Raw genomic sequence first — 21,746 nt, 5'->3', positions numbered from 1 at the left:
CCGGTGAAGGGCCGGCCGAGATGCCGGCCCTTCACCGTATCCGCAACCGAATGCCCTTTTAGTTCCCGAACACCACGATTGCCCCGTTTCGTCGCCAAGGCCCTGCCACCACGAGCGGCGGGCGCCGGCAGAACACCGTCCAGAGCAGGAAGACCTCCATGCTTGCCTTCGCACTGCGCCGGCTTTTCGTCTCGGTGCCGATCCTCATCGTGTCGACGTTCGTCGTCTTCGTGATGGTGTCGCTTTCGGCCAACCCGTTGACCCCGCTGATCGCGAGAAACCCGCCGCCGCCCCCTCGCACCATCGAACTCGAACGCATCCGGCTGCATCTCGACCAGCCGATTCTCGAGCGATACTGGCACTGGATCACCGGCGTGCTGCACGGTGATTTCGGCCCCTCGGTCCAGTCCACCATGAACATCGGCAGCGAGGTGTTCGGCCGCTTCGGCGTGACGCTGCGGCTGATCGTGCTCGCCATGGTGGTGGCGCTGATCCTCGCCGTGCTGATCGGCGTCATCAGCGCGTCGCGGCAGTACTCCAAGTTCGACTACACCGCGACCTTCTTCGGCTTCCTGTTCCTGTCGATGCCGTCGTTCTGGTTCGCGCTGGTGCTGAAGCAGGTCGGCATCTCGATCAACACGACGGTCGGCGACCAGGTCTTCTACACCATCGGTTCCTCGTCGGTGGTCGCCGCGGGCGGGTTCTGGGCCCAGTTCGGCGACGTGCTCGGCCACCTGATCCTGCCGACGATCTCGCTGGCGCTGACCAGCTACGCGGCCTGGAGCCGGTACCAGCGCGCCTCGATGCTCGAGGTGCTCAACAGCGATTACGTCCGCCTCGCGAGGGCCAAGGGCCTGCCGCGCTGGACGGTGACGCGCAAGCACGCGCTGCGCAACGCGCTGATCCCGCTGACCACGGTGACCGCACTCGACATCGGCTCGATCCTCGGCGGCGCCGTCGTGACCGAGACCGTGTTCCAATGGCAGGGCGCGGGCGCTTTCCTGCTGGACGCGATCAAGCGAAGCGACGTGTACGCGGTGGAGGCCTGGCTTCTCATCGCGGCCACGTTCATCATCCTGCTCAACTTGGTCGCCGATCTGCTCTACGGCCTGCTCGACCCGAGGATCCGCTATGCCTGACGAAACGATTCCCGACATGCCGACCGGCTCGGATTCCCGCCTGCAGGTCGCGACCACCCCGGAAGCCGGGCCGGAACGCGAGTTCACGGTCAAGGAACGCAGCCAGGCGCAGCTGGTCTTCCGGCGGTTCCTGCAGCACCGGCTCGCGATGATCAGCCTCGTCGTGTTCGTGCTGATCATCCTGTTCGCCTACGTGGGCGCGGCGATCTGGAAGTACGACGCGGGCACCATCACCGAGCAGAACTCGGCCCCGCCCTCGGGCGATCACCCGTTCGGCACCGACGCCGTCGGCCACGACACCCTCGCGCAGGTGATGCGCGGGACGCAGATCTCGCTGCAGATCTCGATCCTCGTCGCGATCTTCGCGACCGTCGTGGGCACGGTGTGGGGCGCGGTCGCCGGTTATTACCGCGGCTGGCTCGACACGGTCCTGATGCGCATCGCCGACCTCGTGCTCACGCTGCCGCTGCTCGCGGTGGCCGCGGTGCTCGGCCACCAGTCCGGCGGTTCGTGGTGGCTGATCGCGGTCGTCATCGGCGGTCTCTACTGGGCGTACGTGTCCCGGGTGGCCCGCGGCGTCGTGCTTTCCTTGCGCGAGAAGGAGTTCGTCGAGGCGTCGAAGGCGCTCGGCGCGAGCGACAGCCGGATCATCTTCCGGCACCTGGTGCCCAACGCGCTCGGCGCGATCATCGTCAACCTGACGATCCTCGTGTCGATCGCCATCCTGCTCGAGACGGCGCTGTCGTTCCTGGGCTTCGGCGTGCAGCCGCCGGACACCTCGCTCGGTCTCCTGGTGAGCAGCGCGCAGACCGCGATCGACACGCGGCCGTGGCTGTTCTACTTCCCGGGCATTTTCATCATCCTGATCGCACTGACGATCAACTTCATCGGGGACGGCCTGCGGGACGCGTTCGACCCCCAGCAGACGAAGGTGCGCGCATGACCCAGAACGTCTCCGACGGACGCGGCGGCGATCCCGTCCTCGTCGTTGAGGACCTGACCGTGCAGTTCCCTACCGGGGAGGGCGTGGTCAGCGCCGTCCGCGGGGTGAACTACCAGCTTCGCCGCGGCGAGGTGCTCGGCATCGTCGGCGAATCCGGCTCCGGAAAATCGGTGACCTCGCTCGCGGTGATGGGCCTGCTGCCGAAGACCGCGAAGGTGTCCGGCTCGATCCGGTTCGGCGGGAAAGACCTGCTGAAGTGCAACGAGAAGGAACTGAACAAGGTCCGCGGCAAGGGCATCGCGATGGTCTTCCAGGACCCGATGACGTCGCTGAACCCGGTGTACACCGTGGGCGACCAGATCGCCGAGGCGATCACCGCGCACCACGACGTGCGCAAGGACGTCGCGAAGAAGCAGGCGATCGAACTGCTCGACCTGGTCCGCATCCCGAACCCGAAGCAGCGCGCGGACGAGTACCCGCACCAGCTGTCGGGCGGCATGCGCCAGCGCGTCGTGATCGCGATCGCGATGGCCAACAACCCGGACGTGATCATCGCGGACGAGCCGACCACCGCGCTCGACGTGACGGTGCAGGCGCAGATCCTCGAGGCGCTGCAGGCCGCGCAGAAGGAAACCGGCGCGGCGATGGTGCTGATCACGCACGACCTCGGCGTGATCGCCGGCCAGGCCGACCGGGTGCACGTGATGTACGCGGGCAAGGTCGTCGAATCCGGCACGGTCGACGACATCTTCTACAACCCGCGGATGCCGTACACGCTGGGCCTGCTCGGCAGCCTGCCGCGGCTGGACGTGAAGACCGAACGGCTCACGCCGATCACCGGTTCGCCGCCCGCCACGCAGAACATGCCGCCGGGCTGCCCGTTCAGCCCGCGCTGCCCGCTGTCGCAGCCGATCTGCGACGAAGAGGAACCCGAGCTCGTCGCGGGCCCGAACGGCCAGCACGCGGCCTGTCACTTCACCGAGCAGGTCGTCGGGAAGGACCCGGCCGAGCTGTTCAGCGCCACCTCGGCCGACGCGGCAGCCGTCCCGGTCGCCGTGGACGCCACCGCGACCGACACGGAGACGAACCGATGAGCGAGGCCACGACGGGGCAGGCGCCCGTCCTCTCCGCGCAGAACCTGGTCAAGCACTTCCCGATCCGCGGCGGCGGCCTGATCCGCCGCGTCTCGGGCGCGGTGCAGGCGGTGTCGGACGTGTCGTTCGACATCTACCCGCACGAGACGCTCGCGCTGGTCGGCGAATCCGGCTGCGGCAAGTCGACCACCGCCCGCGTGGCGCTGGCGCTGCAGCCGCTCACCGGCGGCAAGGTGACCTACGAGGGCAAAGACCTCGCGACGATGGGCAAGCGCGAACTGCAGCGGCTGCGGCGCAGCATGCAGATCGTGTTCCAGGACCCGTACGCCTCGGTCGACCCCCGGCTGCCGGTGAACGAGATCATCGCCGAACCGCTGCGCATCCACGGGCTGTACGAGAACGGCGGCAAGCAGCAGGTCCGCGACCTGATGAAGACCGTCGGCCTGCGGCCCGAGCACGGCAACCGGTTCCCGCACGAGTTCTCCGGCGGTCAGCGCCAGCGCATCGGCATCGCCCGCGCGCTCGCGCTGAAGCCGAAGGTGCTGGTGCTGGACGAGCCGGTGTCCGCGCTGGACGTGTCGATCCAGGCCGGCGTGCTCAACCTGCTGAAGGACCTGCAGGCGGAGCTCGGGCTGTCGTACCTGTTCGTCTCGCACGACCTTTCGGTGGTGCGGCACGTGGCGGACCGGATCGCGGTGATGTACCTCGGCAAGATCGTGGAGACCGCGCCGTCGGAGGAGCTGTTCGAGACTCCGGCGCATCCGTACACGCAGGCGTTGATCTCGGCGATTCCGGTGCCGGACCCGCGCAAGGAGCGGACGCGGCAGCGGATCGTCATCACCGGCGACGTGCCCAGCCCGGCCAACCCGCCGTCGGGCTGCCGGTTCCGCACCCGGTGCCCGAAGTTCGCGAACCAGCTGGACGACGCCGGTCGCGAGAAGTGCAAGACGGAGGAACCCGCCTTGGTGGACCGCGGCCACGCGCACCCGGTCGCCTGCCACTTCGCGGAAAGCCTGCAGCTGATCTGACGCACGCGAAAAGGGCCTCGCACTTACTCGTGCGAGGCCCTTTTCGCGTGCCGATGGACCCAGCGCTGCTTGCGCTCCAATGTGGCGTTGGGTGCGTCAGACGCACCCAATGTGGCATTGGGGTTTTCTCGGCGGCGGGTGGACGCTGGCCGGTGGACCTGGCCTGCGGCGCGGAGGTCCGTGAGGGGAACCCTGAGGGACTCTGATTCCCCTAGGGTTCCCCTCACGGACTTTTGCGGAACGGAGGCGTGCCGGATCAGGTGGCGCCGCGGGTCCAGTTCACCGCGGAGCCGAACGGGCCCTGCATCGGCGGGCCGGGCGTCAGGCCGGAGATTCCCTTGCCCACCGCCAAAGTTTCGGCTTCCTGGAACAGCGGGATCGCGACGTTCTGGGACCACAGTTGCGGTTCCAGGGTCTTGAGCGAATCGGTGACAGTCGCCGAACCGGTGATAGCCGAGTCGATCGTCGCCTGGAGGCCCTGGTCGCACAGGCCCGCGGAGTTGGCAGGCACCACAGGTTTGGCCTTGTCCGCCTGGGCCGGTTCGGGCGCGCAGCCGTAGTTGGACGCCAGCACGGTCGCCGGATCGCCGCCCACCGGCTGGCCCACGACCGCGATGTCGACGCCCACGGTGCTGTTCGAATCCGGGCTCGCCTGTTGTTTTCCATTCACGACCGGCATGGCCAGCAGCGACGAATACAGGTCGCGCGGCTGCGGTTTGATCTGGTTGACCTCGATGCCGCCGGCGACCAGCTCCGAGGCCAGTTCCTTCGCGATCGACGCGTACGGTTCCTGTTCCCCCGGCGACGCGAGCACGATCGACAGCGTCTTGTTTCCCTTGCGCCACACGCCGGCTTCCTTCTTGTACCCGGCGGCGGTGAAATTCTGCTCGGCCTTGGTCGCGTCCGGAGCCGACGGCGGGCCGGCCGGAATGGTCGCCGCGTAGTCCTTCGCCGAGGGCGGCAGGACCTGTGCGTCCGCCTTCAGGGTCGCGGCCGGGCCGCCCTTCGCCCCGGCGGAGATCAGTTTCCCGCGGTCCAGCAGCGAGGCGATGCCCGCGCGGACGCGCGAGTCAGCCAGCGTCGCGCTGACCGGGCGCAGCAGCACCGACGCGGTCAGCGGCCGGGGCACAGTGTGCAACTGGACGGCCGAGCCCAGGTCGTTCAGGAGCTGCAGGCCGGTGGAATCGGTGTGGGTCAAGGAGAATTGGTCGTTGCCGCTGCGCAGTGCGGTCGCGATGCCGGACGCGTCGGAGCGGCGCAGGATCAGCGTGTCGACCGCGGCCGGCTTCTCCCAGTACCGGTCGTTGCGCTGGAGGGTCGCTTCGCCGCGGGCGGTGTCGATCGTTTTGATCGCGAACGGCCCGGCTACCGCGGGGAAGCTCGTGGCGAGCGCGTTCGTCCAGCCGCCGGGCGAGTCCTTGAGCAGGTGCTGCGGCAGCAGATTGTCGAACAGCGTCTGCCAGGCCGGGTACGGCTTGCTGAAGGTGACCTCGACGCCCTTGCCGCCGTCGCGGGATTCGATGTCCGAGATCAGCCGGTAGCCCGCGGGGTCGATCACGCCGGGGTTCGTCTTCATCGCGTTGGCGAGGTAGATGAAGTCCTCGGTGGCGATCGGGGCCCCGTCGGACCACGAGGCGTCCGGGCGGATCACGTACTTCACCGTGAACGGCACCTGCGAGACGACCTCGGCCGAGACCATCAGCGTCTTGTCGAGCGTGCGCGCGCCGTCGTCGGACTGCCGGAACACCGAGGGCAGCAGCAGTTGCGACAGCGCCGTGGTGATCGTGGACGCGTCCGCGATGCTGTGCGGGTTGTAGCCGCCGACGACGTCGTCCACGCCGACCACGATCTGCGACAGCGCCGCCGCGCTGGTCGTGCTCGACGGCGGAGCCGACGTGACCACCGGGGGCGGCGGAGTGTTCGAACACGCGGCGAGCAGTACTCCCGCCAGCGCGAGCACCGGCCCCAGCCGGCGTCCGAATCGCACGCTCGTCCTCCTGAAAGTTCCCGCCGCGCTCCGTGGTCGAAGCGGTCATGCTGCCATGCCAGGGCGGGGGCCGGCATCGAGATTCCCACATCGGCCGCCGCTCCGTGACATCGGAGTGGATACCGCCATAAGAGTGGACGCACGAACCGCTGCCGGGGTTCACGCGAAAGGGCGCCTCCCGGAACGGGAGGCGCCCTTTTTCACCTTCGCGAGGTTCAGCTGTTGTTGTCGCGGCTCTTGGCCCGCGAGCGCTCCTTGGCGCGGGTGTTGATGTCGAGCGTGACCTTGCGGACCCGCACGACCTCCGGCGCGACCTCGACGCATTCGTCGCTCGCGCAGAACTCCAGCGCCTCTTCGAGGCTGAGCTTGCGCGGGCGGGCCAGCGTCTCCATCACGTCGGCCGAGGACTGCCGCATGTTGGTGAGCTTCTTTTCCTTGGTGATGTTGATGTCGAGGTCCTCGAACCGCGGGTTCTCGCCCACGACCATGCCCTCGTACACCTCCGCGCCGGGCTCGACGAAGAACGTGCCGCGGTCGGCGAGCTGGATCATCGCGTACGCGGTGATCGGGCCCGAGCGGTCGGCGACCAAGGAGCCGCTGTGCCGGGTGCGGATCTCCCCCGCCCACGGGAAGTAGCCCTCGAACACGTGGTTCGCGATGCCGGTGCCGCGGGTTTCGGTGAGGAAGTCGGTGCGGAAGCCGATGAGGCCGCGCGAGGGCAGCACGTAGACCAGCTTGATCCGGCCGGTGCCGTTGCCGCTCATGTCCTCCATGCGGCCCTTGCGGGACGCGAGCAGCTGCGTGATCGCGCCGAGGTGCTCCTCGGGCGAGTCGATGTAGAGGCGCTCGAACGGCTCGTGCAGCTTGCCGTCGATCGTGCGCAGCACCACCTGCGGCTTGCCGACGGTCAGCTCGAAGCCCTCGCGGCGCATCTGCTCGACCAAGATGGCCAGCGCCAGCTCGCCTCGGCCCTGCACCTCCCAGGTGTCCGGGCGCTCGGTCGGCAGGACGCGGATCGAGACGTTGCCGATCAGTTCCTGGTCGAGGCGGGCCTTGACCAGCCGCGCGGTGACCTTGTCGCCGCCGTTGCGCCCGGCCAGCGGCGAGGTGTTGACGCCGATGGTCATCGAGATGGCCGGCTCGTCCACGGTGATCCGGGGCAGCGCGACCGGGTTCTCCGCGTCGGCGAGGGTGTCGCCGATGGTGATGTCCGGGATGCCCGCGATCGCGACCAGTTCGCCCGCGCTGGCCTCGGACGCCGGGACGCGGGTGAGCGCCTCGGTGACGAGCAGCTCCGAGATCCGGACGTTCTGGACGGTGCCGTCCTCGCGCATCCAGGCCACGGTCTGGCCCTTGCGCAGCTTGCCGGCGTGGATGCGGATCAGCGCGATGCGGCCGAGGAAGTTCGACGCGTCGAGGTTGGTGACGAGCGCCTGCAGCGGGGCGTCCAGGTCCGCGGCCGGGGCCGGGACGTGCTGGAGCAGGGTCTCGAACAGCGGGTCGAGGTTCTCGCTGTCGGGAAGGCCGCCGTCCTCGGGCTGCTCCAGCGACGCCTTGCCGGCGCGCGCGGAGGCGTAGACGACGGGCAGGTCGAGGATCGCGTCGAGGTCGGCGTCCTCGATGTCGCCCGCCAGGTCGAGCAGCAGGTCGTGGGTCTCCTCGACGACCTCGGAGATCCGCGCGTCCGGCCGGTCGACCTTGTTGACCAGCAGGATCACCGGCAGCTTCGCCTCGAGCGTCTTGCGCAGCACGAAGCGGGTCTGCGGGAGCGGGCCCTCGCTCGCGTCGACCAGCAGCACGACGCCGTCGACCATGGACAGGCCGCGCTCGACCTCGCCGCCGAAGTCGGCGTGGCCCGGGGTGTCGATCACGTTGATGGTGACCGTGCCGTCGGCGGTCTGGCGGTGGATGGAGGTGTTCTTCGCGAGAATGGTGATGCCCTTTTCCCGCTCGAGCTCACCGGAGTCCATCACGCGGTCGACCAGCTCGGCGCGTTCGGCGAAGGCGCCGGACTGGCGGAGCATGGCGTCGACCAGGGTGGTCTTGCCGTGGTCGACGTGGGCGACGATCGCGACGTTGCGCAGGTCGGGCCGGGTCTTGCCGGACGCGCGGCCGGTTTCGACCGCGGTGGCGCTGGCTGCGGGCACGCGAAGACTCCTGAACTTCGAAGAAAAAAGGCGGGTGGCACCGCGCGGCGGATCGGGATGACGGGCACCGGACACTGCGACCGGCTCTCGCTGACCGGCTTTGGCCACACGCGGACTTCAACCAGGATACCTGTTGGGTTGGTGTGAGGAGCGCCACGCCCTATGATCGGTTAGGCTCACCTAATCTTGCTGGTGTTCTCGTGGTGTTGTCGCAGTCGGGTTGAGGAGTCGCGGTGGGGAAGAAGCACGCGGATGATCCTCGGGCTGTGGTGCGGAAGCTGATGAAGGCCGGGAAGGTCAAGAAGAAGTGCTGCCGGTCTAAGGATCGGTGCAAGAAGTGTCCGGTTTTGGCGTTGAAGAAGGCTAAGAAGCGGGTGACTGAGGCTGCTTGACCTCTGTTGCGGCTCGTCGCCTGGCGGCGACATTGCGCCCGTTGGTTGCGTGGGGCACCCCGAAGCTTGATTGTGATGACGGTCTGAGGGTGCTTGTCAAGGCTGGAAAGATGCCTTGACAAGCACCCTCAGACCGCATTTTGGCTTCGTATCGGGGTGCGGGGGTGGTGTGGGTGCAACGCCGGTTGGGTGCACCGGCTGCGGTTTCGCGGGTGGCGGGGCTAGCGCCCCAATGTGGCATTGGGTGCGTCTGACGCACCGAACGCCGCATTGGGTGCGTGCGACGCACCCAATGCCGCATTGGGGCGCACATCCCAGCGAGCGGGCGCATGTGGGCAGGTGTGTGGGTTGTGAGGGGAACCCTGAGGGACTCAGAGTCCGTGAAGGTGGCCCTCACGGACGGTGCTAGTTGTTATCCAGCAGTTCGTTCACCAGGTTCAGTTCCGGGGACGTGCGGGTGGGCTGGAAGTGGATGATTTCGTAGGTCGCCAGCTGGGCGATCGCGAAGGGGTCGGTGGCCAGGATCGCGTCCAGTCGCGCGCGTTCCATGGGGCGGGTGATCACCACGCCGCCGGTTCGGGGTTTTTGGCCTCCCGACGCTAGGAAGTGGCCGTCTTCGTACTGCTTCGTGAGCCACTCGTTGTGGGCTGGGAGGGCGCGGTCGATTTCCTCTAGCGGAACGATGTACGTGAGCACGACGACGAACATGGTTCGAACCGTAGTCCGGTGCTAGGCTCGCCGCATGCGTTTCCAGAGCACTCAGTGGTGGCCGCCGGTTGGCGGCCCTATAGCTCTGCGCTGAAAAACCAGCGAAGGCCGCCCCGGTGGGCGGCCTTTTTTGTGTCCGCTCCAGGGGTCCGAATGTCCTAGGGAGAGGGAAACTCCAATGGTCCAGCTGTCCGGCATCACGCCGTCCGGTCACGTTCAGCTCGGCAATCACCTCGGCGCGTTGCGGCGGTGGGCCGCCGAGGGCGGGGCGGACGATCTGTACTTCGTGTCCGACCTGCATGCGATGACTACCGCGCACAATCCGGCGAAGTTGCGGTCGTTGGCGACCGAGCAGCTTGCCGTGCTGGTGGCCGCGGGCATCGCGCCGGAGCGGGTGTTCGTGCAGTCTGATCTTGCTCGCGAATTGGGGGCGTTGACCTGGGTGCTGGAGTGCACTTGCTCTTACGGCGAGGCGGCGCGGATGATCCAGTTCAAGGAGAAATCCAAGGGGCAGGCCGGAGTCCGGCTCAGTTTGCTGACCTATCCGGTGTTGATGGCGGCCGACATTTTGTTGCAGGGCGCGGACGAAGTGCCGGTCGGCGAGGATCAGCGGCAGCATGTCGAATTGGCGCGCACGCTTGCCCGGCGGTTCAACTCCACGTACGGCGAGGTGTTCGTCGTGCCGGAGGCGACGTTGCCGCCGGCGGGGGCGCGGGTGAAGGACTTGGCCGAGCCGACGCGGAAGATGTCCAAGTCCGCGCAGGATTCCGCGGGCGTGGTGTTCGTGCTGGACGAGCCGGACCAGATTCGGCGCAAGATTCGCAAGGCTCGGACGGACGGGGATTCGGCGCCGGTCTACGACCCGGAGAATCGGCCGGGGATCTCGAATTTGCTGGAGATCCTGGCGGCTTGCGTCGGCGGTGAGCCCGCGGAGCTGGCCGATAAGTATCCGTCGTACGGCGTGCTCAAAGACACCGTCGCGGACGCGGTGATCGAGGAGTTGCGGCCGGTCCGGGAGGGCACGCGCGCGTTGCTCGACGACGTCTCCGAGCTGGAGCGGGTCCGCAAGGCCGGCGCGGAGCGGGCGATCGACCGCAGTTCGCACCGGGTGTCCGCGGCGTTGCGGATGGTCGGGGCTGCTTGAAGGGCCTCGTGAGTGCCGGTTCTACTCGGAACCGGCACTCACGAGCTCATGCAGCGCGGGCAGCAGGTCCCGGTCCGCGGGGAGCCAGTCCAGATCGTCCAGTTCGTCGTGGCCGACCCAGCGCAGCGCGGTGTGTTCGACCGCGCGCGGTTCGTCGCCGGGAGACAGCAGCGCGGCGGAGTACACGCGCAGCACTTTTCCGCCTGGCAGCGGGATTTCCGGACCGACGCGCTCGCCGATGGTGACCACCACGTCCAGTTCCTCGTGGCATTCCCGCGCCAGCGCGAAGGCTTCGGTCTCGCCCTCTTCGACGCGCCCGCCCGGCAGTTCCCACTGGCCCGCGTGGTGCGGCGGCCAAGCTCGTTGCTGGGCAAGAAGCTTGCCGTCGCGCACCAGTGCCGCCCCGACGATGACCGCGTCCATGCGCCCAGTCTCCCCCACCGGATTCACCGGTCCGCTCCCGCCCGCCAGGTGACCTCGAACCGCGCGCCGCCGTCGGGCGACTCTCCTACCCGGACCTGACCGCCTCGGCGGCGCACCGTTTCGGCGACCATCGCCAGGCCCAGCCCGGTTCCGCCGGACGAGCGAGCCCGGTCGTCGGACACCCGATAGAACCGGTCGAACACCTTGCTCCGGTGCTCGGGCGCGATGCCGGGACCGTCGTCGTCCACCACGACCCGCACTTTCGACCGCGAAGCCAGCACGGACACCACGATCTGGCCGGACGCGTACCGGCAGGCGTTGCGCAGCAGGTTGTCCAGCACCAGTTCGACCTCCTGGTGCGCCGCCGACGCCCAGGCCTGCGCCACCGCGCTGCTCACCCGCGTGTTCGGCGTCCCGGACGGCAGCCGCCGCACGGCCGCGCGGACCTCGGACACCACCTCGACCGGTTCCGCGGGCGGCACCTCGCCCGCGTCGGAGCGAGCCAGCGTGAGCAGGCCGTCGAGCAGGCCGGACAGTCGCTCGGACTCCTCGAGGATGTCCGAAAGCGTCTCCTGCGACAGCTCCGGATCGGGATTCGTCACGGCCACCTCGGCCTGCACCCGGATCGACGCGACCGGCGAACGCAGCTCGTGCGCCGCGTCGCCGGTGAACCGGCGCAGCCGCTGGCTGACCTCCTCCTGGCGTTCGAGCAGCGCGTTGAATTCCTCGGCCAGCGCGCGCATTTCGTCGTGCGACGTCGGCAACGGCAGCCGGGAACCCGGCGGCAGCGCTCGCACCAGCCCGCGCATCCGAGCCACCGGGCGCAGCGCGAGCCGGACGACCAGCCAGGTCGCCAGACCTGCCACCAGCGCCCCGACCAGCGCGACCACGACCAGCCACAGCCCGCCGTAATGCACCGCGGCGGCGAACCCGACCAGCCCGGCACCGGCGACGACCAGCCGCTGGCTGCCGTTCGGCGTGCTGACCACCTGGCCGCGCCAGCGCGAACCGTCGGACTGCACTGGCAAACCCGCCTTGAGCTGCGAAACCTCCGCCTCGGTCAGCTTCGGCCGAGCTTGGCCGTCCGCCGGTGCGCCGGAGATGTCCAGCACGCGCACGGAAACCGGGTCCGCCGAGGTCAGCGGCGTCCCGGCGGAGACCGCGCCAGCCGCCGGGACGAGCGCGGCGGTCAGCTCCTCGTCGACCGAGTCCGTGAGCAGCGGGTCGAGCTTGTTCGCCGCCAGCGCGGCGAGGCCGAGCAGGCAGCCGAGGGTGATCGCCGCGGCCAGCACGGTGATCCGGACCTGCAGCGAACGACCGCTCCACCACGACGACGGCGAGCCGGTCACATGACCTCGTCGAGCTGGTCGTCCGAGGCGAGATAGCCGTGCCCGCGCACCGTCCGCAGGATCGAGCCCGCGCCGACCGCGTCGAGCTTGCGCCGCACGTAACCCACATACACCTCAACGAGATTCCGCGTGACGGCCTGCTCCTCGCCCCACACCGCGCGCAGCAGCTCGTCCTTCGTCACGACCGTCCCGGCGCGGCCGACGAGCACCTCCAGCAACCCGAACTCGCGCGGGCTCAACGGCACTTCCTGACCGTCCCAGTGCACCTGCCGCAACGCTCGGTCGACTTCCAGCGCGCCGAGTTTCAACGCACCGCGGGACGCGTCCGGCCCGGCGCGGCGCAGCACCGCCCGTACCTGGGCGACCAGCACGACGAACGAGAACGGCTTCACGAGGTAACCGTCGGCACCGAGGTCGAGGCCGTCGGCCTGGTCGATCTCGCCGTCCTTCGCGGACACCAGCAGCACCGGCGTGGTCACGTTTTCCGCGCGCAGCCGTTCCAGCACGCGATAGCCGGACAAGCCGGGCAGCATGATGTCCAGCAGCACGACGTCGAACGAACCGGTCCGCGCGAGCTGCAGCCCGGTCGGCCCGTCCGCGGCGGTGACCACGTCCATGTCCTCCGCGCGCAGGCCGCGCTGCAGCGCCTTGCGCACGCCAGGTTCGTCGTCGACCACCAGCACCCGAGGTTTCACGATCCTCATCATGGCCGGTTTGTGCAGTTGACGCGCGTACTCTCAGTGCGATCTCAGCTAGCCGGGCCGAACATTCAGGGGTATCTCAGCCTCGGCGGGGGAACGTCTGCACCGGGAGCCGGGCCCACCAGAGCCCGGGAACACAGGGAGAGACGAGATGGATCCGAAGAAGAAGGCCATCACAGCGGCCGTCGTCGGCACCGCGCTCGGTGTCGGGGGACTGGTTGTCGTGGCGATGCCTGCCTCGGCGGGGGACGCGCCGAAGCTGCCACAGGTCAGCGCGGAGGACTTGGTCCAGTCGGTGGTCACCGCCAAGCCGGCGCCGTTCGACGGCACCGTGACGGTGAGCAACGACCTCGGCCTGCCGAAAATGGCGACCGGCGCGATCCCGGGGGCGGGCGCGCTGGGCGTCGACTCGGCGCAGGTGTTCAGCGACGGCGCCGGCAAGACGAAGGTGTCGCTCACCAAGGGGCAGGCGCAGGAGACGATCATCCACAACGGCAACACCGTGTGGGACTACGACTCCAAGACCAACAGCGCGACCAAGACCACCATCCCGGCGGAGGTCGCGACCAAGCAGCACGCACCGGTCGAGGGCAAGGCCGCCGACCCGTCCACCGCGGCCAAGGAACTGCTCGCCAAGGTGCGCGAGAGCAGCAACGTCGCGGTCGACGGCACGGCGACGGTCGCCGACCGCCCGGCGTACGAGCTGGTCCTCACGCCGAAGCCGACCGAGCGCACGCTGCTGCGCGAGATCCGCGTCGCGGTCGACTCGCAGACCCGGATGCCGCTGCGGCTTTCGGTGCTGAGCAACGGAACCACCGCCCCGGCGCTGGAGCTGGCGTTCAGCAAGATCGAGTTCGCCGACCAGTCCGCGGACCTGTTCGCCTTCACCCCGCCCAAGGGCGCGAAGGTGACCGAGAAGCAGGCCAAGATCGACGACCGCGACAAGGCGCTCGCGAACGAGGCCAAGCAGGCCACCAAGTTCGTCGGCGACGGGTGGGACACCGTCGTCACCGGCAAGGTGCCCGCGGACCTGATGAAGCCGAAGCAGGCCCAGGGCGACGAAAAGGGCGGCGCGGACGTGCAGAAGATGCTGAGCCGGTTCGCCAAGCGGGTCAACGGCCCGTGGGGCAGCGGCTACCTCTTCACCACGAAGGTGGGCGGCGCGGTCCTGACCGACGACGGCCGGTTCGCCGCCGGCGCGGTCCCGGAGCAGGTGCTCTACGAAGCGCTGGGCGCCAAGTGACCAGCATCGCGGTCGAAACCGGGGCGGGCATCTCGGACGAGGTGCCCGCCCCGGCGGTCCCGCTGGCCGCGCGCACCCGAGGGGTGCGCAAGGTCTACCGCAGCACGGTCGCGGTGGACCACGTGGACCTGGACGTGCCCGAGGGCGCCGTGCTCGGCATGCTCGGGCCCAACGGTTCGGGCAAGACGACCACGATCCGGATGCTGCTCGGGCTCGTCCGCCCGACCGCGGGCGAGGTCGAACTGCTCGGCCGGAAGATGCCGGAGGAATCCGCGCACGCGCTGCCGGACGTCGGCGCGCTGGTCGAGGGGCCGGGCTTCCACCCGTTCCTCTCCGGCCGCGACAACCTGCTGCGGTTCGCCGCCGCCGAACCCCGGCTGGCGTCGTCCGCGATCCCCGGCGCGGTCGACTCCGCACTGGACCGGGTCGGGCTGTCGGTCGCCGCGCGCCGCCGGTACAAGGGCTATTCGCTCGGCATGAAGCAACGGCTCGGCTTGGCGAGCGCACTGCTGGTGCCGCGCCGGATGGTCGTGCTCGACGAACCCACCAACGGTCTGGATCCGGCGGGTACCAGGGAGATCCGCCGTATCATCGCCGATCTGCACGCAGACGGCGTGACCGTGGTGGTTTCCTCGCACCTGCTCGCCGAGGTCGAAGCGACCTGTACGCACGTGGCGGTGCTGCAGTCCGGCACGGTGGTCGCGCAAGGCGAACTGTCGGATCTGCTGGAGTCGGGGAACGCCGCGCTGCTGGTGCGCACCCCGGACGCCGAGCAGGCGGTGGAAACCTTGCGGGAGAACCGGATCGGGGCTCGGCTGACGCCGGACGGCGTCCGCGTCGACCTCACCGCGACGCCCTCGCCGAGGGTGCTGCAGGTGCTCGTGCAAGCCGGGGTCGAGGTGCACGAGGCGACCCGGGCGCGGACCGGGCTGGAGGACCTGTTCGCGCGGCTGACCGAAGGGGAATCGGCGGCTGGCGACGAAGCTGAGGGGGAATCATGACTACCGCTGCCGTCGCCGTGCCGGTGAGCCGGACCGGGCACGACACGGTGCCGTTGCTCCGGCTGATCGCCGCGGAGCTGCGCTGGATTTTCCACCGGCCGCGCACGCTCGCCGTGCTGGGTTTGCTGGCGCTGGTGCCGATCGTGATCGGGATCGGCCTCACGTTCGTCGGCCAGAACACCGGGGGCAACGCACCGGACGACAGCGGCGGCGCGCTGCTGGTGTCGGCGGTGAACAACGCGTTCGTGCTGCCGATCGCCGCGATGGTCATGACGCTCACGCTGCTGCTGCCGCTCGCCTCCGCGATGGCGGGCGCGGACGCGATCGCCGGCGAGGCCGCGCACGGCACGCTGCGCGGCTGGCTCATCGCGCCGGTGAGTCGCGGGCGGCTGCTGACGGTCAAGGCGTTCGGCGTCGCGACGGTGTCCGTGGTCGCGGTGCTCGCGATGTGCGTGACCGGCGTGGCCACCGGGTTGATCATCAACGGCACGGATTCGCTGTTCACGCTGTCGGGCACCACGTTGTCGCTCGGCGAGGCGCTGCTGCGGATCCTGCTCGTCGGCGGCTGGATCGTGCTGCAGCTGTGGGCGGTCGGCGCGATCGCGCTGGCGGTGTCGAGCTTTACCGAGCACCCGATGCTCGTGGTCGCCTCGGTGCTGGCGATGAACATCGTCTTCACGATTCTCGGCTTCCTCAGCTCGCTGAAGGCGGTGCACCCGTTCCTGCTCACGCAGAACTGGACCCTCGCCCCGGCCTCGGCCCTGCAGGATCCGATGACGCTGTCGATGATGGGCGAAGGCGCGGTCCGCGCGGCCTGCTACATCGTCGTGGGGCTGTCGATCGCCTACGGGCGCCTCGTCACCCGAGACGGCTGACCTGGGGGTTCAGCCCACTACGGCGATCCCGTCCGGATCCGGCTGGAGCCGGACGGGGTCGCCTGCCCGGTAGTCCGCCCCGGCCGGGGCGATCGCGTCCACAGTGGACTCTCCGCAGCGGACGACCAGCCGCAGATGCTCTCGCCGGTGCACCGCGGCGGTTACTTCGCCGGGCACGCCCTCGGCAGCGACTTTCAAGCCGTGCGGCCGCAATCCGAGCCTCACCGGACCGTCGTCCACGCCCAGCTCGACGGTGCCCAGTTCGGTCCGCACCACGCCATCGGCCGCGGTGCCGTCCAGGAACATCGTGACGCCAAGGAATCGCGCCACGTTCTCGTCCACCGGCTTGTTCCACACCGACCGGACCGCGCCCTCCTGTCGGATTTCCCCGGCGTCGAGCACCGCCACGCGATCGGCGAGCGTGAACGCTTCCTCCTGGTCGTGCGTCACGAGCAGCGCGGTGATCTTGCTGCGCCGCAACAGATCCGCCAGATCGATGGCCAGCTGCTCGCGGAGTCCGGCGTCCAATCCGGACAGTGGCTCGTCCAGCAGCAGCAAACGCGGTTCCGGGGCCAGCGCACGAGCCAACGCGACCCGCTGCGCCTGTCCCCCGGACAGCTCGGTCACCCGTCGCCGTTCGTAGCCTTCCAGGCCGACCAGCTTCAGCAGCTCCTCCACGCGCGCCGCGTGCCGTTCGCGAGGCACGCCGTGCATCCGCAGGCCGAACGCGATGTTCGCGGCGACGTCGCGATGCGGAAACAGCTGTCCGTCCTGGAACACCAGGCCGAATTCGCGCTTGTGCACCGGCACCGCGGCGAGATCGGTACCGTCCCAGGAAACCGAACCGGACGACACCGGCTCCAGCCCGGTGATCGCGCGCAGCAACGTCGACTTGCCCGAACCGGACGGGCCCAGCAACGCGAGCACCTCGCCGTCGGCGATGTCCAGCTTCGCGTCGCGGACCGCGGCGAATGATCCATAGTGGACAGTCAAATCCCGTACCGTGAGCGCCATCAGAACTCCCCGACCGTGCTGCGGCCACGGACCGAGCCGAACCGGTCGATCAGCGCCACCGCCACCACAGTCACCACCATGAGCAGGGCGCACGCGGCGTACGCCATTTGGTTGTTCAACTCCCCCGGCCTGCTGATCAGCGTCGCGACGGCCACCGGGAGCGTCGGCGCGTCCGGCCGCGCGAGGAAGCTGGTCGCGCCGAACTCGCCGAGCGCGACGACGTACCCGAAGCCCGCCGCGGCCACCACCGACCGCGCGACCAGCGGAAAGTCGATCTCCCGCCACACCCGCGCCGGGCTCGCGCCGAGCGTCGCGGCGGCCTGGCGCAGCCGGACGTCCACCGCGCGCAGCACCGGCAGGATCATCCGCACCACCAGCGGCATGATCACCAGCGCTTGAGCGAACGGCACGAGCAGCGGCGACGTGCGGAGGTCGCCGGGCAACGCGTCGAGCGTCACGAGATAACCGAAGCCGACGGTCACCGCGGACACGCCCAACGGCAGCATCAACGCGACGTCCATGGTCTCGCCCATCCCGCGTGCGAGCCCTCCCGGCGAACGGCGGAGCGCCACCAGCACCACACTCGCGACCAGCCCGACAGCCATCGCCAGCAGCGTCGCATCAGTAGCCGCGGCGAGCGAATTCTGCGCCGCGATCCAGCCAGACACCTGCAGCGCGCCGTTCTGCCCCAAGGTGTTCAGCGCGCGGTATCCGGCGAAGCTCCATCCGTCCGAAGTGGACACCGACTCTACGAGCAGCGAGACGATCGGCGTCAGCAACAGGCCGAGCACCACCACCGCGGCGCCGACCGTCCACCACTCCCCGCCTCGGGGCCGACGCGCGGTGACCTGGGCGGACCGCAGCTTCACCGCGTTCTCCCGCTTCCGGCGCGCCACCGCCCCCAGCACCAGCGCGGCGACGACGGCCGCGAACTGGATCAGCGACAACGCAGCCGCCCCGGAAAGGTCGAGCAGGTCGACCGTGCGGAGGTAAATCTCGGTCTCGAGCGTCCGGTAGCTACCGCCGCCGAGAATCAACACCACACCGAAGCTGGTGGCGCAGAACAGAAACACCACTGCGGCAGCCGACGCGATGGCCGGGCCGAGCGCAGGCAACGTCACCGACCGGAACGCCCGCCACGGCGAGGCACCGAGCGCCCGCGCGGCCTCGGTCGCTCGCGGATCGAGATGCGCCCACAACCCGGCGACCGTGCGCGCGACGACGGCGACGTTGAAGAACGCGTTGGCCAGCACCAGCGGCAGCACCCCGCCGTCCGGCCAGATCGCCCGGAAAGCCAGCCCGACGACGACCGTCGGCAGCACGAACGGAACCAGCACGATCGTCCGCGCCAATCCGACGCCGGGCAGCCGGACACGCGCGAGCAGGTACGCCACCGGCAGCCCGGCGAGCACCGCGACCACTGTCGACGCGGCCGCGCTGGCCAGCGTGAACCCGGCGAGCCGCCACGTCTGCGGGTCGCCGAGCACAGTGTCGACGCCGCCCGCGGAAAACCCCCGGCCCACGATCGCGACGACCGGCCAGGCGAAGAACACCACCAGGAACGCGGCCGGCAGCAAGCCGAGCAGCGTGAGCCCGATGGTGCGCGCGGGGATCACGCGCCCATGAGCGAGCGCCATTCCCCGATCCACTTCTCCCGGCCCGCCTGCACCCTGTCCGCGGGCATGGTGGCCGGCGTCTGCGGCTGCGGCGCCGCGGTGGCCCAGCCCGCGGGCAGTTCGACGCCCTGGCGCGCGGGGTAGACGTACATGTTGGCCGCGACCGTCGTCTGGAACTGCTGCGACAGCAGGAAGTCGACGACCTTCTGGGCCTGCGGGATCTGCTTGCCGTTGGTGAGCACGCCCGCGTACTCGACCTGGCGGAAGCAGGTGTCGAGCAGCGCCTTGGTGCGCGGCTTGCCGTCCTCGCCGACCTCGGCGGCCGGCGACGAGGCGTAGGACACGACGATCGGCCGCGGGCCCTTGCCCGACGAGCCGGAGAAGTCCTTGGTGTAGGCCTCCTCCCAGCCGCTGACGGTCTTGAGGCCGTTGTCTTTCAGCTTCTGCCAGTAGCCCTTCCAGCCGTCCTCGCCGTACTTCGCGACCGTGCCGAGCAGGAAGGCCAGCCCCGGCGACGCGGTGGCCGGGCTCTCCGCGACGGTGAGGTCCTTGTACTTGGGGTCGGCGAGGTCGTCGTACGTCTTCGGCTCCGGGAGGCCCTTGCTCGCGAAGTAGGCCGGGTCGATGTTCACGCAGACGTCGCCGAGGTCGACCGCCGCCAGCCGGTGCTGCGGGTCGACGGAGTAACGCTGCGGCCCGCGGTCGGCCTCCGGGCTGGTGTAGGGCTGGAAGACGCCCTCGCTGAGAGCGCGCGAGGCGAAGGTGTTGTCGACGCCGTACGCGACGTCGCCGATCGGGCTGCCCTTGGTGAGCACGAGCTTGTTCGTGAGCGCGCCGGCGTCGCCGGACTTGAGGATCTTGAGCTTGATCCCGGACTGGCGCTGGAAGGCGTCGAGCACGTCCTGCGGGGCGGCGAACGAATCGTGCGTGACCAGCGTGACGGTCGGCGTCTGCTGGTCAGAGCTCGCGGACGACCCGCCGGAGTCGCCGCTGGAGAGCGAGCAGGCGCTGGCGAGCACCGAGACTCCTGCGAGGCAGGCCACCGTGCGGACGGTCCGCGACATCATTCTTCCCCTCCTGCACTGCGCCGGATGAGGGAGAGCGATACGGCCTCCCTGCGCCGGCATGATCCGGATCCAGGTGCGAACGGTCGCGGGTGCGAGGCCCGCCTCTCAGCCCGGCGTACCGGACTCCCGTGGCAATGCCGCAGCGTAGCCGACACCATGGAGTGATGACTCAGCTATTGAACGACTCGGCAGTGGAGCAGGCCCTCGGCACCGTCCCGAAGTGGCAGCGCGAGGGCGACAGCATCGTGCGGACCGCCGAACTCCCGTCCTTCCCGGCGGCGATCGAGGTGGTGGACCGGGTGGCCGTGCTCGCCGAGGAGGCCGACCACCATCCCGACATCGACATCCGCTGGCGCACGCTGACCTTCCGCCTCAGCACCCACTTCCTCGGCGGGCTGACCGATCGCGACTTCGCACTGGCCAAGCAGATCGACGAGGTGCTGGCGGCCCGCTGACCAGGTGTGACGTCCGCAACCCTGGCATAACGACCGGCCCCCTCGCGCGTCTCCCGGACAGACGCGACGGAAGGAGCCGGGATGGTCCAGGCACTCGTGGTAGGGATGGGTTCGTTCGGCCTGATGGTGGCCGCCGCGGGCGGGGTGCTGTGGCACACCGCGCGCAATCGCCGTGACCTTGATCACAAGCGGTAACAGTGAGCTAGATCAAGGCGCTATCCCAGCGGTAATCATCGGCACTCGCCCCGCTAGGACCCGCCATGAACAGCACCTCCGTCCAGCTCACCGCCGCACAGCGCACGTGGGTCGCGGTGTTTTCGACCGCTGTCGTCCTGTTGTCGATGGTGGTGCTCGGCCTGCTCGGCTGAGCACCCGCGTCCCGGTCGGCCCTTCGGGGCGTGTTCCGGCGGGGAAATGTTCTGCCGCTAACTGATCCGGAACCGCTCCCGGTACTCGTTGGGCGTCGTATTCAAGGTCCGCCGAAAAGACCGGTTCAGCGTAGAAACCGTACCGAATCCGCAAGCCCCGGCGATCCGTGACAGCGTTTCATCAGTCGTCTCCAGCCGATGCCGCGCCGCCTCGACCCGCGCGTGCTCGACGTACGCGGCGGGCGTCATCCCCAGTTCCGCTTTGAACACTCGCGTGATCTGCCGATCCGTCACGTGGGCATGCGCGGCGAGGTCAGCGACCGTCAACGGATCCGCCAGATGCGCGGCGATGTGCTGCCGCAACTCATCCACGCGCCGAGTCGCGGACGCGGGTTCCAAGGACACGCTGAACTGGCTCTGCCCACCCGGCCGCCGCAAGAACATCACCAGCTGGCGAGCTACCCGCGACGCCAGCTCCGGACCGAAATCATCGGCCACCAGCGCGAGTGCGAGATCGAGGCAAGCACTCAACCCCGCCCCGGTCCACACGCTGCCGTCGCGAATGAAGATCGGATCCGCGTCGACGGTCACTTCCGGATGCTCCGCGGCCAGCTGCCGAGCGGTCGACCAGTGCGTGGTGGCACGTTTGCCGTCGAGCAGCCCCGCCGCCGCGAGGATGTGCGCACCGACGCAGACGGACGCCACCCGGCGCGTCTGCCCCGCGAGCCGGCGCACCTCCTCGACCACTGCCGGGTCGCAGCGCGCGACGATCTCCCCGTTCTCCCCGGCCGTCACCGCCCCCGGCACGATCAGGGTGTCGATCGCCTTCCCGGACAACTCCGCGAACGTCACGTCGGGCAAGACACGCACCCCGGCCGAGGTGGTCACCGGGTCCGTCGTTCCGGCCGCGAGCACCACCCGGTAGCCCGTCGGCTGGTCCATTTCCCGCTGCAGCAAGGAAAACACCTCAGCGGGCCCGGTCACGTCGAGCAGGTCGATCCGATCGAACAGGACGACGACCAGCAGTCTCTTCATCGCATCCCCTCATGTCG

20 protein-coding genes and 1 riboswitch are annotated in these 21,746 nt (G+C 69.3%); of the genes, 10 read left to right on the top strand and 10 right to left on the bottom strand.

Translation table 11 applies throughout. The features are described 5' to 3' along the window. Window positions 1-158 precede the first annotated feature (158 nt). From ABD156_RS39960 to ABD156_RS39945, 4 genes are read left to right on the top strand one after another with little or no spacing between them, the layout of a single operon-like run. Window positions 159-1,139, top strand: a complete 981-nt coding sequence (locus ABD156_RS39960; RefSeq protein WP_344286236.1) for an ABC transporter permease — start codon at window positions 159-161, stop codon at window positions 1,137-1,139. Then, window positions 1,132-2,082 carry an ABC transporter permease gene (locus ABD156_RS39955; RefSeq protein WP_344286235.1) on the top strand — a complete coding sequence of 317 codons (951 nt, stop codon included), beginning with the start codon at window positions 1,132-1,134 and terminating at the stop codon, window positions 2,080-2,082. The genes ABD156_RS39960 and ABD156_RS39955 overlap by 8 nt, the downstream gene beginning before the upstream one ends. Then, window positions 2,079-3,176: an ABC transporter ATP-binding protein gene (locus ABD156_RS39950; protein ID WP_344286234.1), complete on the top strand. Its 1,098-nt coding sequence runs from the start codon at window positions 2,079-2,081 to the stop codon at window positions 3,174-3,176. Before ABD156_RS39955 ends, ABD156_RS39950 begins: the two co-directional genes overlap by 4 nt. Continuing rightward, on the top strand, window positions 3,173-4,204 hold the full coding sequence (locus ABD156_RS39945) for an ABC transporter ATP-binding protein (protein ID WP_344286233.1): 1,032 nt from the start codon (window positions 3,173-3,175) through the stop codon (window positions 4,202-4,204). Before ABD156_RS39950 ends, ABD156_RS39945 begins: the two co-directional genes overlap by 4 nt. 256 nt (window positions 4,205-4,460) lie before the next feature. Here ABD156_RS39945 and ABD156_RS39940 read toward each other — a convergent pair whose 3' ends face one another. Both ABD156_RS39940 and typA read right to left on the bottom strand, forming a co-directional pair. Beyond that, window positions 4,461-6,191 carry an ABC transporter family substrate-binding protein gene (locus tag ABD156_RS39940; RefSeq protein ID WP_344286232.1) on the bottom strand — a complete coding sequence of 577 codons (1,731 nt, stop codon included), beginning with the start codon at window positions 6,189-6,191 and terminating at the stop codon, window positions 4,461-4,463. Window positions 6,192-6,406: 215 nt separating this feature from the next. After that, entirely contained in the window at window positions 6,407-8,338 is a 1,932-nt protein-coding gene (gene typA, locus ABD156_RS39935; protein WP_344286231.1) for a translational GTPase TypA, read from the bottom strand. 233 nt (window positions 8,339-8,571) lie between these two features. On the opposite strand from typA, the gene ABD156_RS39930 reads away from it, so the two are divergent. Beyond that, window positions 8,572-8,730: a hypothetical protein gene (locus ABD156_RS39930; RefSeq protein WP_344286230.1), complete on the top strand. Its 159-nt coding sequence runs from the start codon at window positions 8,572-8,574 to the stop codon at window positions 8,728-8,730. Window positions 8,731-9,135: 405 nt separating this feature from the next. Here the strand turns inward: ABD156_RS39930 and ABD156_RS39925 are convergent, their stop codons facing one another. Then, complete coding sequence (locus ABD156_RS39925) at window positions 9,136-9,438, bottom strand: YciI family protein (protein WP_344286229.1); 303 nt, start codon at window positions 9,436-9,438, stop codon at window positions 9,136-9,138. 178 nt (window positions 9,439-9,616) lie between these two features. Between ABD156_RS39925 and trpS the strand changes: the two genes are divergently transcribed. Then, a complete protein-coding gene (gene trpS / locus ABD156_RS39920) occupies window positions 9,617-10,582 on the top strand; it encodes a tryptophan--tRNA ligase (RefSeq protein WP_344286228.1) in 966 nt (321 codons plus the stop codon). 21 nt (window positions 10,583-10,603) lie between these two features. Here trpS and ABD156_RS39915 read toward each other — a convergent pair whose 3' ends face one another. The 3 genes from ABD156_RS39915 to ABD156_RS39905 are packed head-to-tail and all read right to left on the bottom strand — an operon-like array spanning window position 10,604 to window position 13,061. Continuing rightward, window positions 10,604-11,005 (bottom strand): (deoxy)nucleoside triphosphate pyrophosphohydrolase, encoded by a 402-nt coding sequence (locus tag ABD156_RS39915; RefSeq protein ID WP_344286227.1) that lies wholly within the window; start codon window positions 11,003-11,005, stop codon window positions 10,604-10,606. A gap of 23 nt (window positions 11,006-11,028) precedes the next feature. Further along, window positions 11,029-12,354 carry a sensor histidine kinase gene (locus ABD156_RS39910; protein ID WP_344286226.1) on the bottom strand — a complete coding sequence of 442 codons (1,326 nt, stop codon included), beginning with the start codon at window positions 12,352-12,354 and terminating at the stop codon, window positions 11,029-11,031. After that, entirely contained in the window at window positions 12,351-13,061 is a 711-nt protein-coding gene (locus tag ABD156_RS39905; RefSeq protein WP_344286225.1) for a response regulator transcription factor, read from the bottom strand. Before ABD156_RS39905 ends, ABD156_RS39910 begins: the two co-directional genes overlap by 4 nt. Window positions 13,062-13,206: 145 nt before the next feature. On the opposite strand from ABD156_RS39905, the gene ABD156_RS39900 reads away from it, so the two are divergent. The 3 genes from ABD156_RS39900 to ABD156_RS39890 are packed head-to-tail and all read left to right on the top strand — an operon-like array spanning window position 13,207 to window position 16,174. Next, on the top strand, window positions 13,207-14,298 hold the full coding sequence (locus ABD156_RS39900) for a LolA family protein (RefSeq protein WP_344286224.1): 1,092 nt from the start codon (window positions 13,207-13,209) through the stop codon (window positions 14,296-14,298). Continuing rightward, a complete protein-coding gene (locus ABD156_RS39895; protein WP_344286223.1) occupies window positions 14,295-15,299 on the top strand; it encodes an ABC transporter ATP-binding protein in 1,005 nt (334 codons plus the stop codon). Before ABD156_RS39900 ends, ABD156_RS39895 begins: the two co-directional genes overlap by 4 nt. Further along, window positions 15,296-16,174, top strand: coding sequence for an ABC transporter permease (locus tag ABD156_RS39890; RefSeq protein ID WP_344286222.1), 879 nt, complete (start codon window positions 15,296-15,298; stop codon window positions 16,172-16,174). Before ABD156_RS39895 ends, ABD156_RS39890 begins: the two co-directional genes overlap by 4 nt. Window positions 16,175-16,183: 9 nt before the next feature. Here the strand turns inward: ABD156_RS39890 and ABD156_RS39885 are convergent, their stop codons facing one another. From ABD156_RS39885 to ABD156_RS39875, 3 genes are read right to left on the bottom strand one after another with little or no spacing between them, the layout of a single operon-like run. Further along, a complete protein-coding gene (locus tag ABD156_RS39885) occupies window positions 16,184-17,188 on the bottom strand; it encodes an ABC transporter ATP-binding protein (protein WP_344286221.1) in 1,005 nt (334 codons plus the stop codon). Further along, entirely contained in the window at window positions 17,188-18,825 is a 1,638-nt protein-coding gene (locus ABD156_RS39880) for an ABC transporter permease (RefSeq protein ID WP_344286220.1), read from the bottom strand. The genes ABD156_RS39885 and ABD156_RS39880 overlap by 1 nt, the downstream gene beginning before the upstream one ends. Then, a complete protein-coding gene (locus tag ABD156_RS39875; RefSeq protein ID WP_344286270.1) occupies window positions 18,801-19,868 on the bottom strand; it encodes a thiamine ABC transporter substrate-binding protein in 1,068 nt (355 codons plus the stop codon). The genes ABD156_RS39880 and ABD156_RS39875 overlap by 25 nt, the downstream gene beginning before the upstream one ends. Before the next feature lie 31 nt (window positions 19,869-19,899). Then, window positions 19,900-20,011: riboswitch (TPP riboswitch) on the bottom strand. 24 nt (window positions 20,012-20,035) lie between these two features. On the opposite strand from ABD156_RS39875, the gene ABD156_RS39870 reads away from it, so the two are divergent. Then, a complete protein-coding gene (locus ABD156_RS39870; protein WP_344286219.1) occupies window positions 20,036-20,326 on the top strand; it encodes a 4a-hydroxytetrahydrobiopterin dehydratase in 291 nt (96 codons plus the stop codon). A 425-nt stretch (window positions 20,327-20,751) separates the two neighbouring features. Here the strand turns inward: ABD156_RS39870 and ABD156_RS39865 are convergent, their stop codons facing one another. After that, a complete protein-coding gene (locus tag ABD156_RS39865) occupies window positions 20,752-21,729 on the bottom strand; it encodes a GlxA family transcriptional regulator (protein ID WP_344286218.1) in 978 nt (325 codons plus the stop codon). Window positions 21,730-21,746 lie beyond the last annotated feature (17 nt).

Source organism: Amycolatopsis albidoflavus (assembly GCF_039525725.1).
GTDB lineage: Bacteria > Actinomycetota > Actinomycetes > Mycobacteriales > Pseudonocardiaceae > Amycolatopsis > Amycolatopsis albidoflava.
The sequence above is the reverse complement of the archived record's forward strand: the minus strand, read 5'-3'. Positions and strand labels throughout refer to the sequence as shown.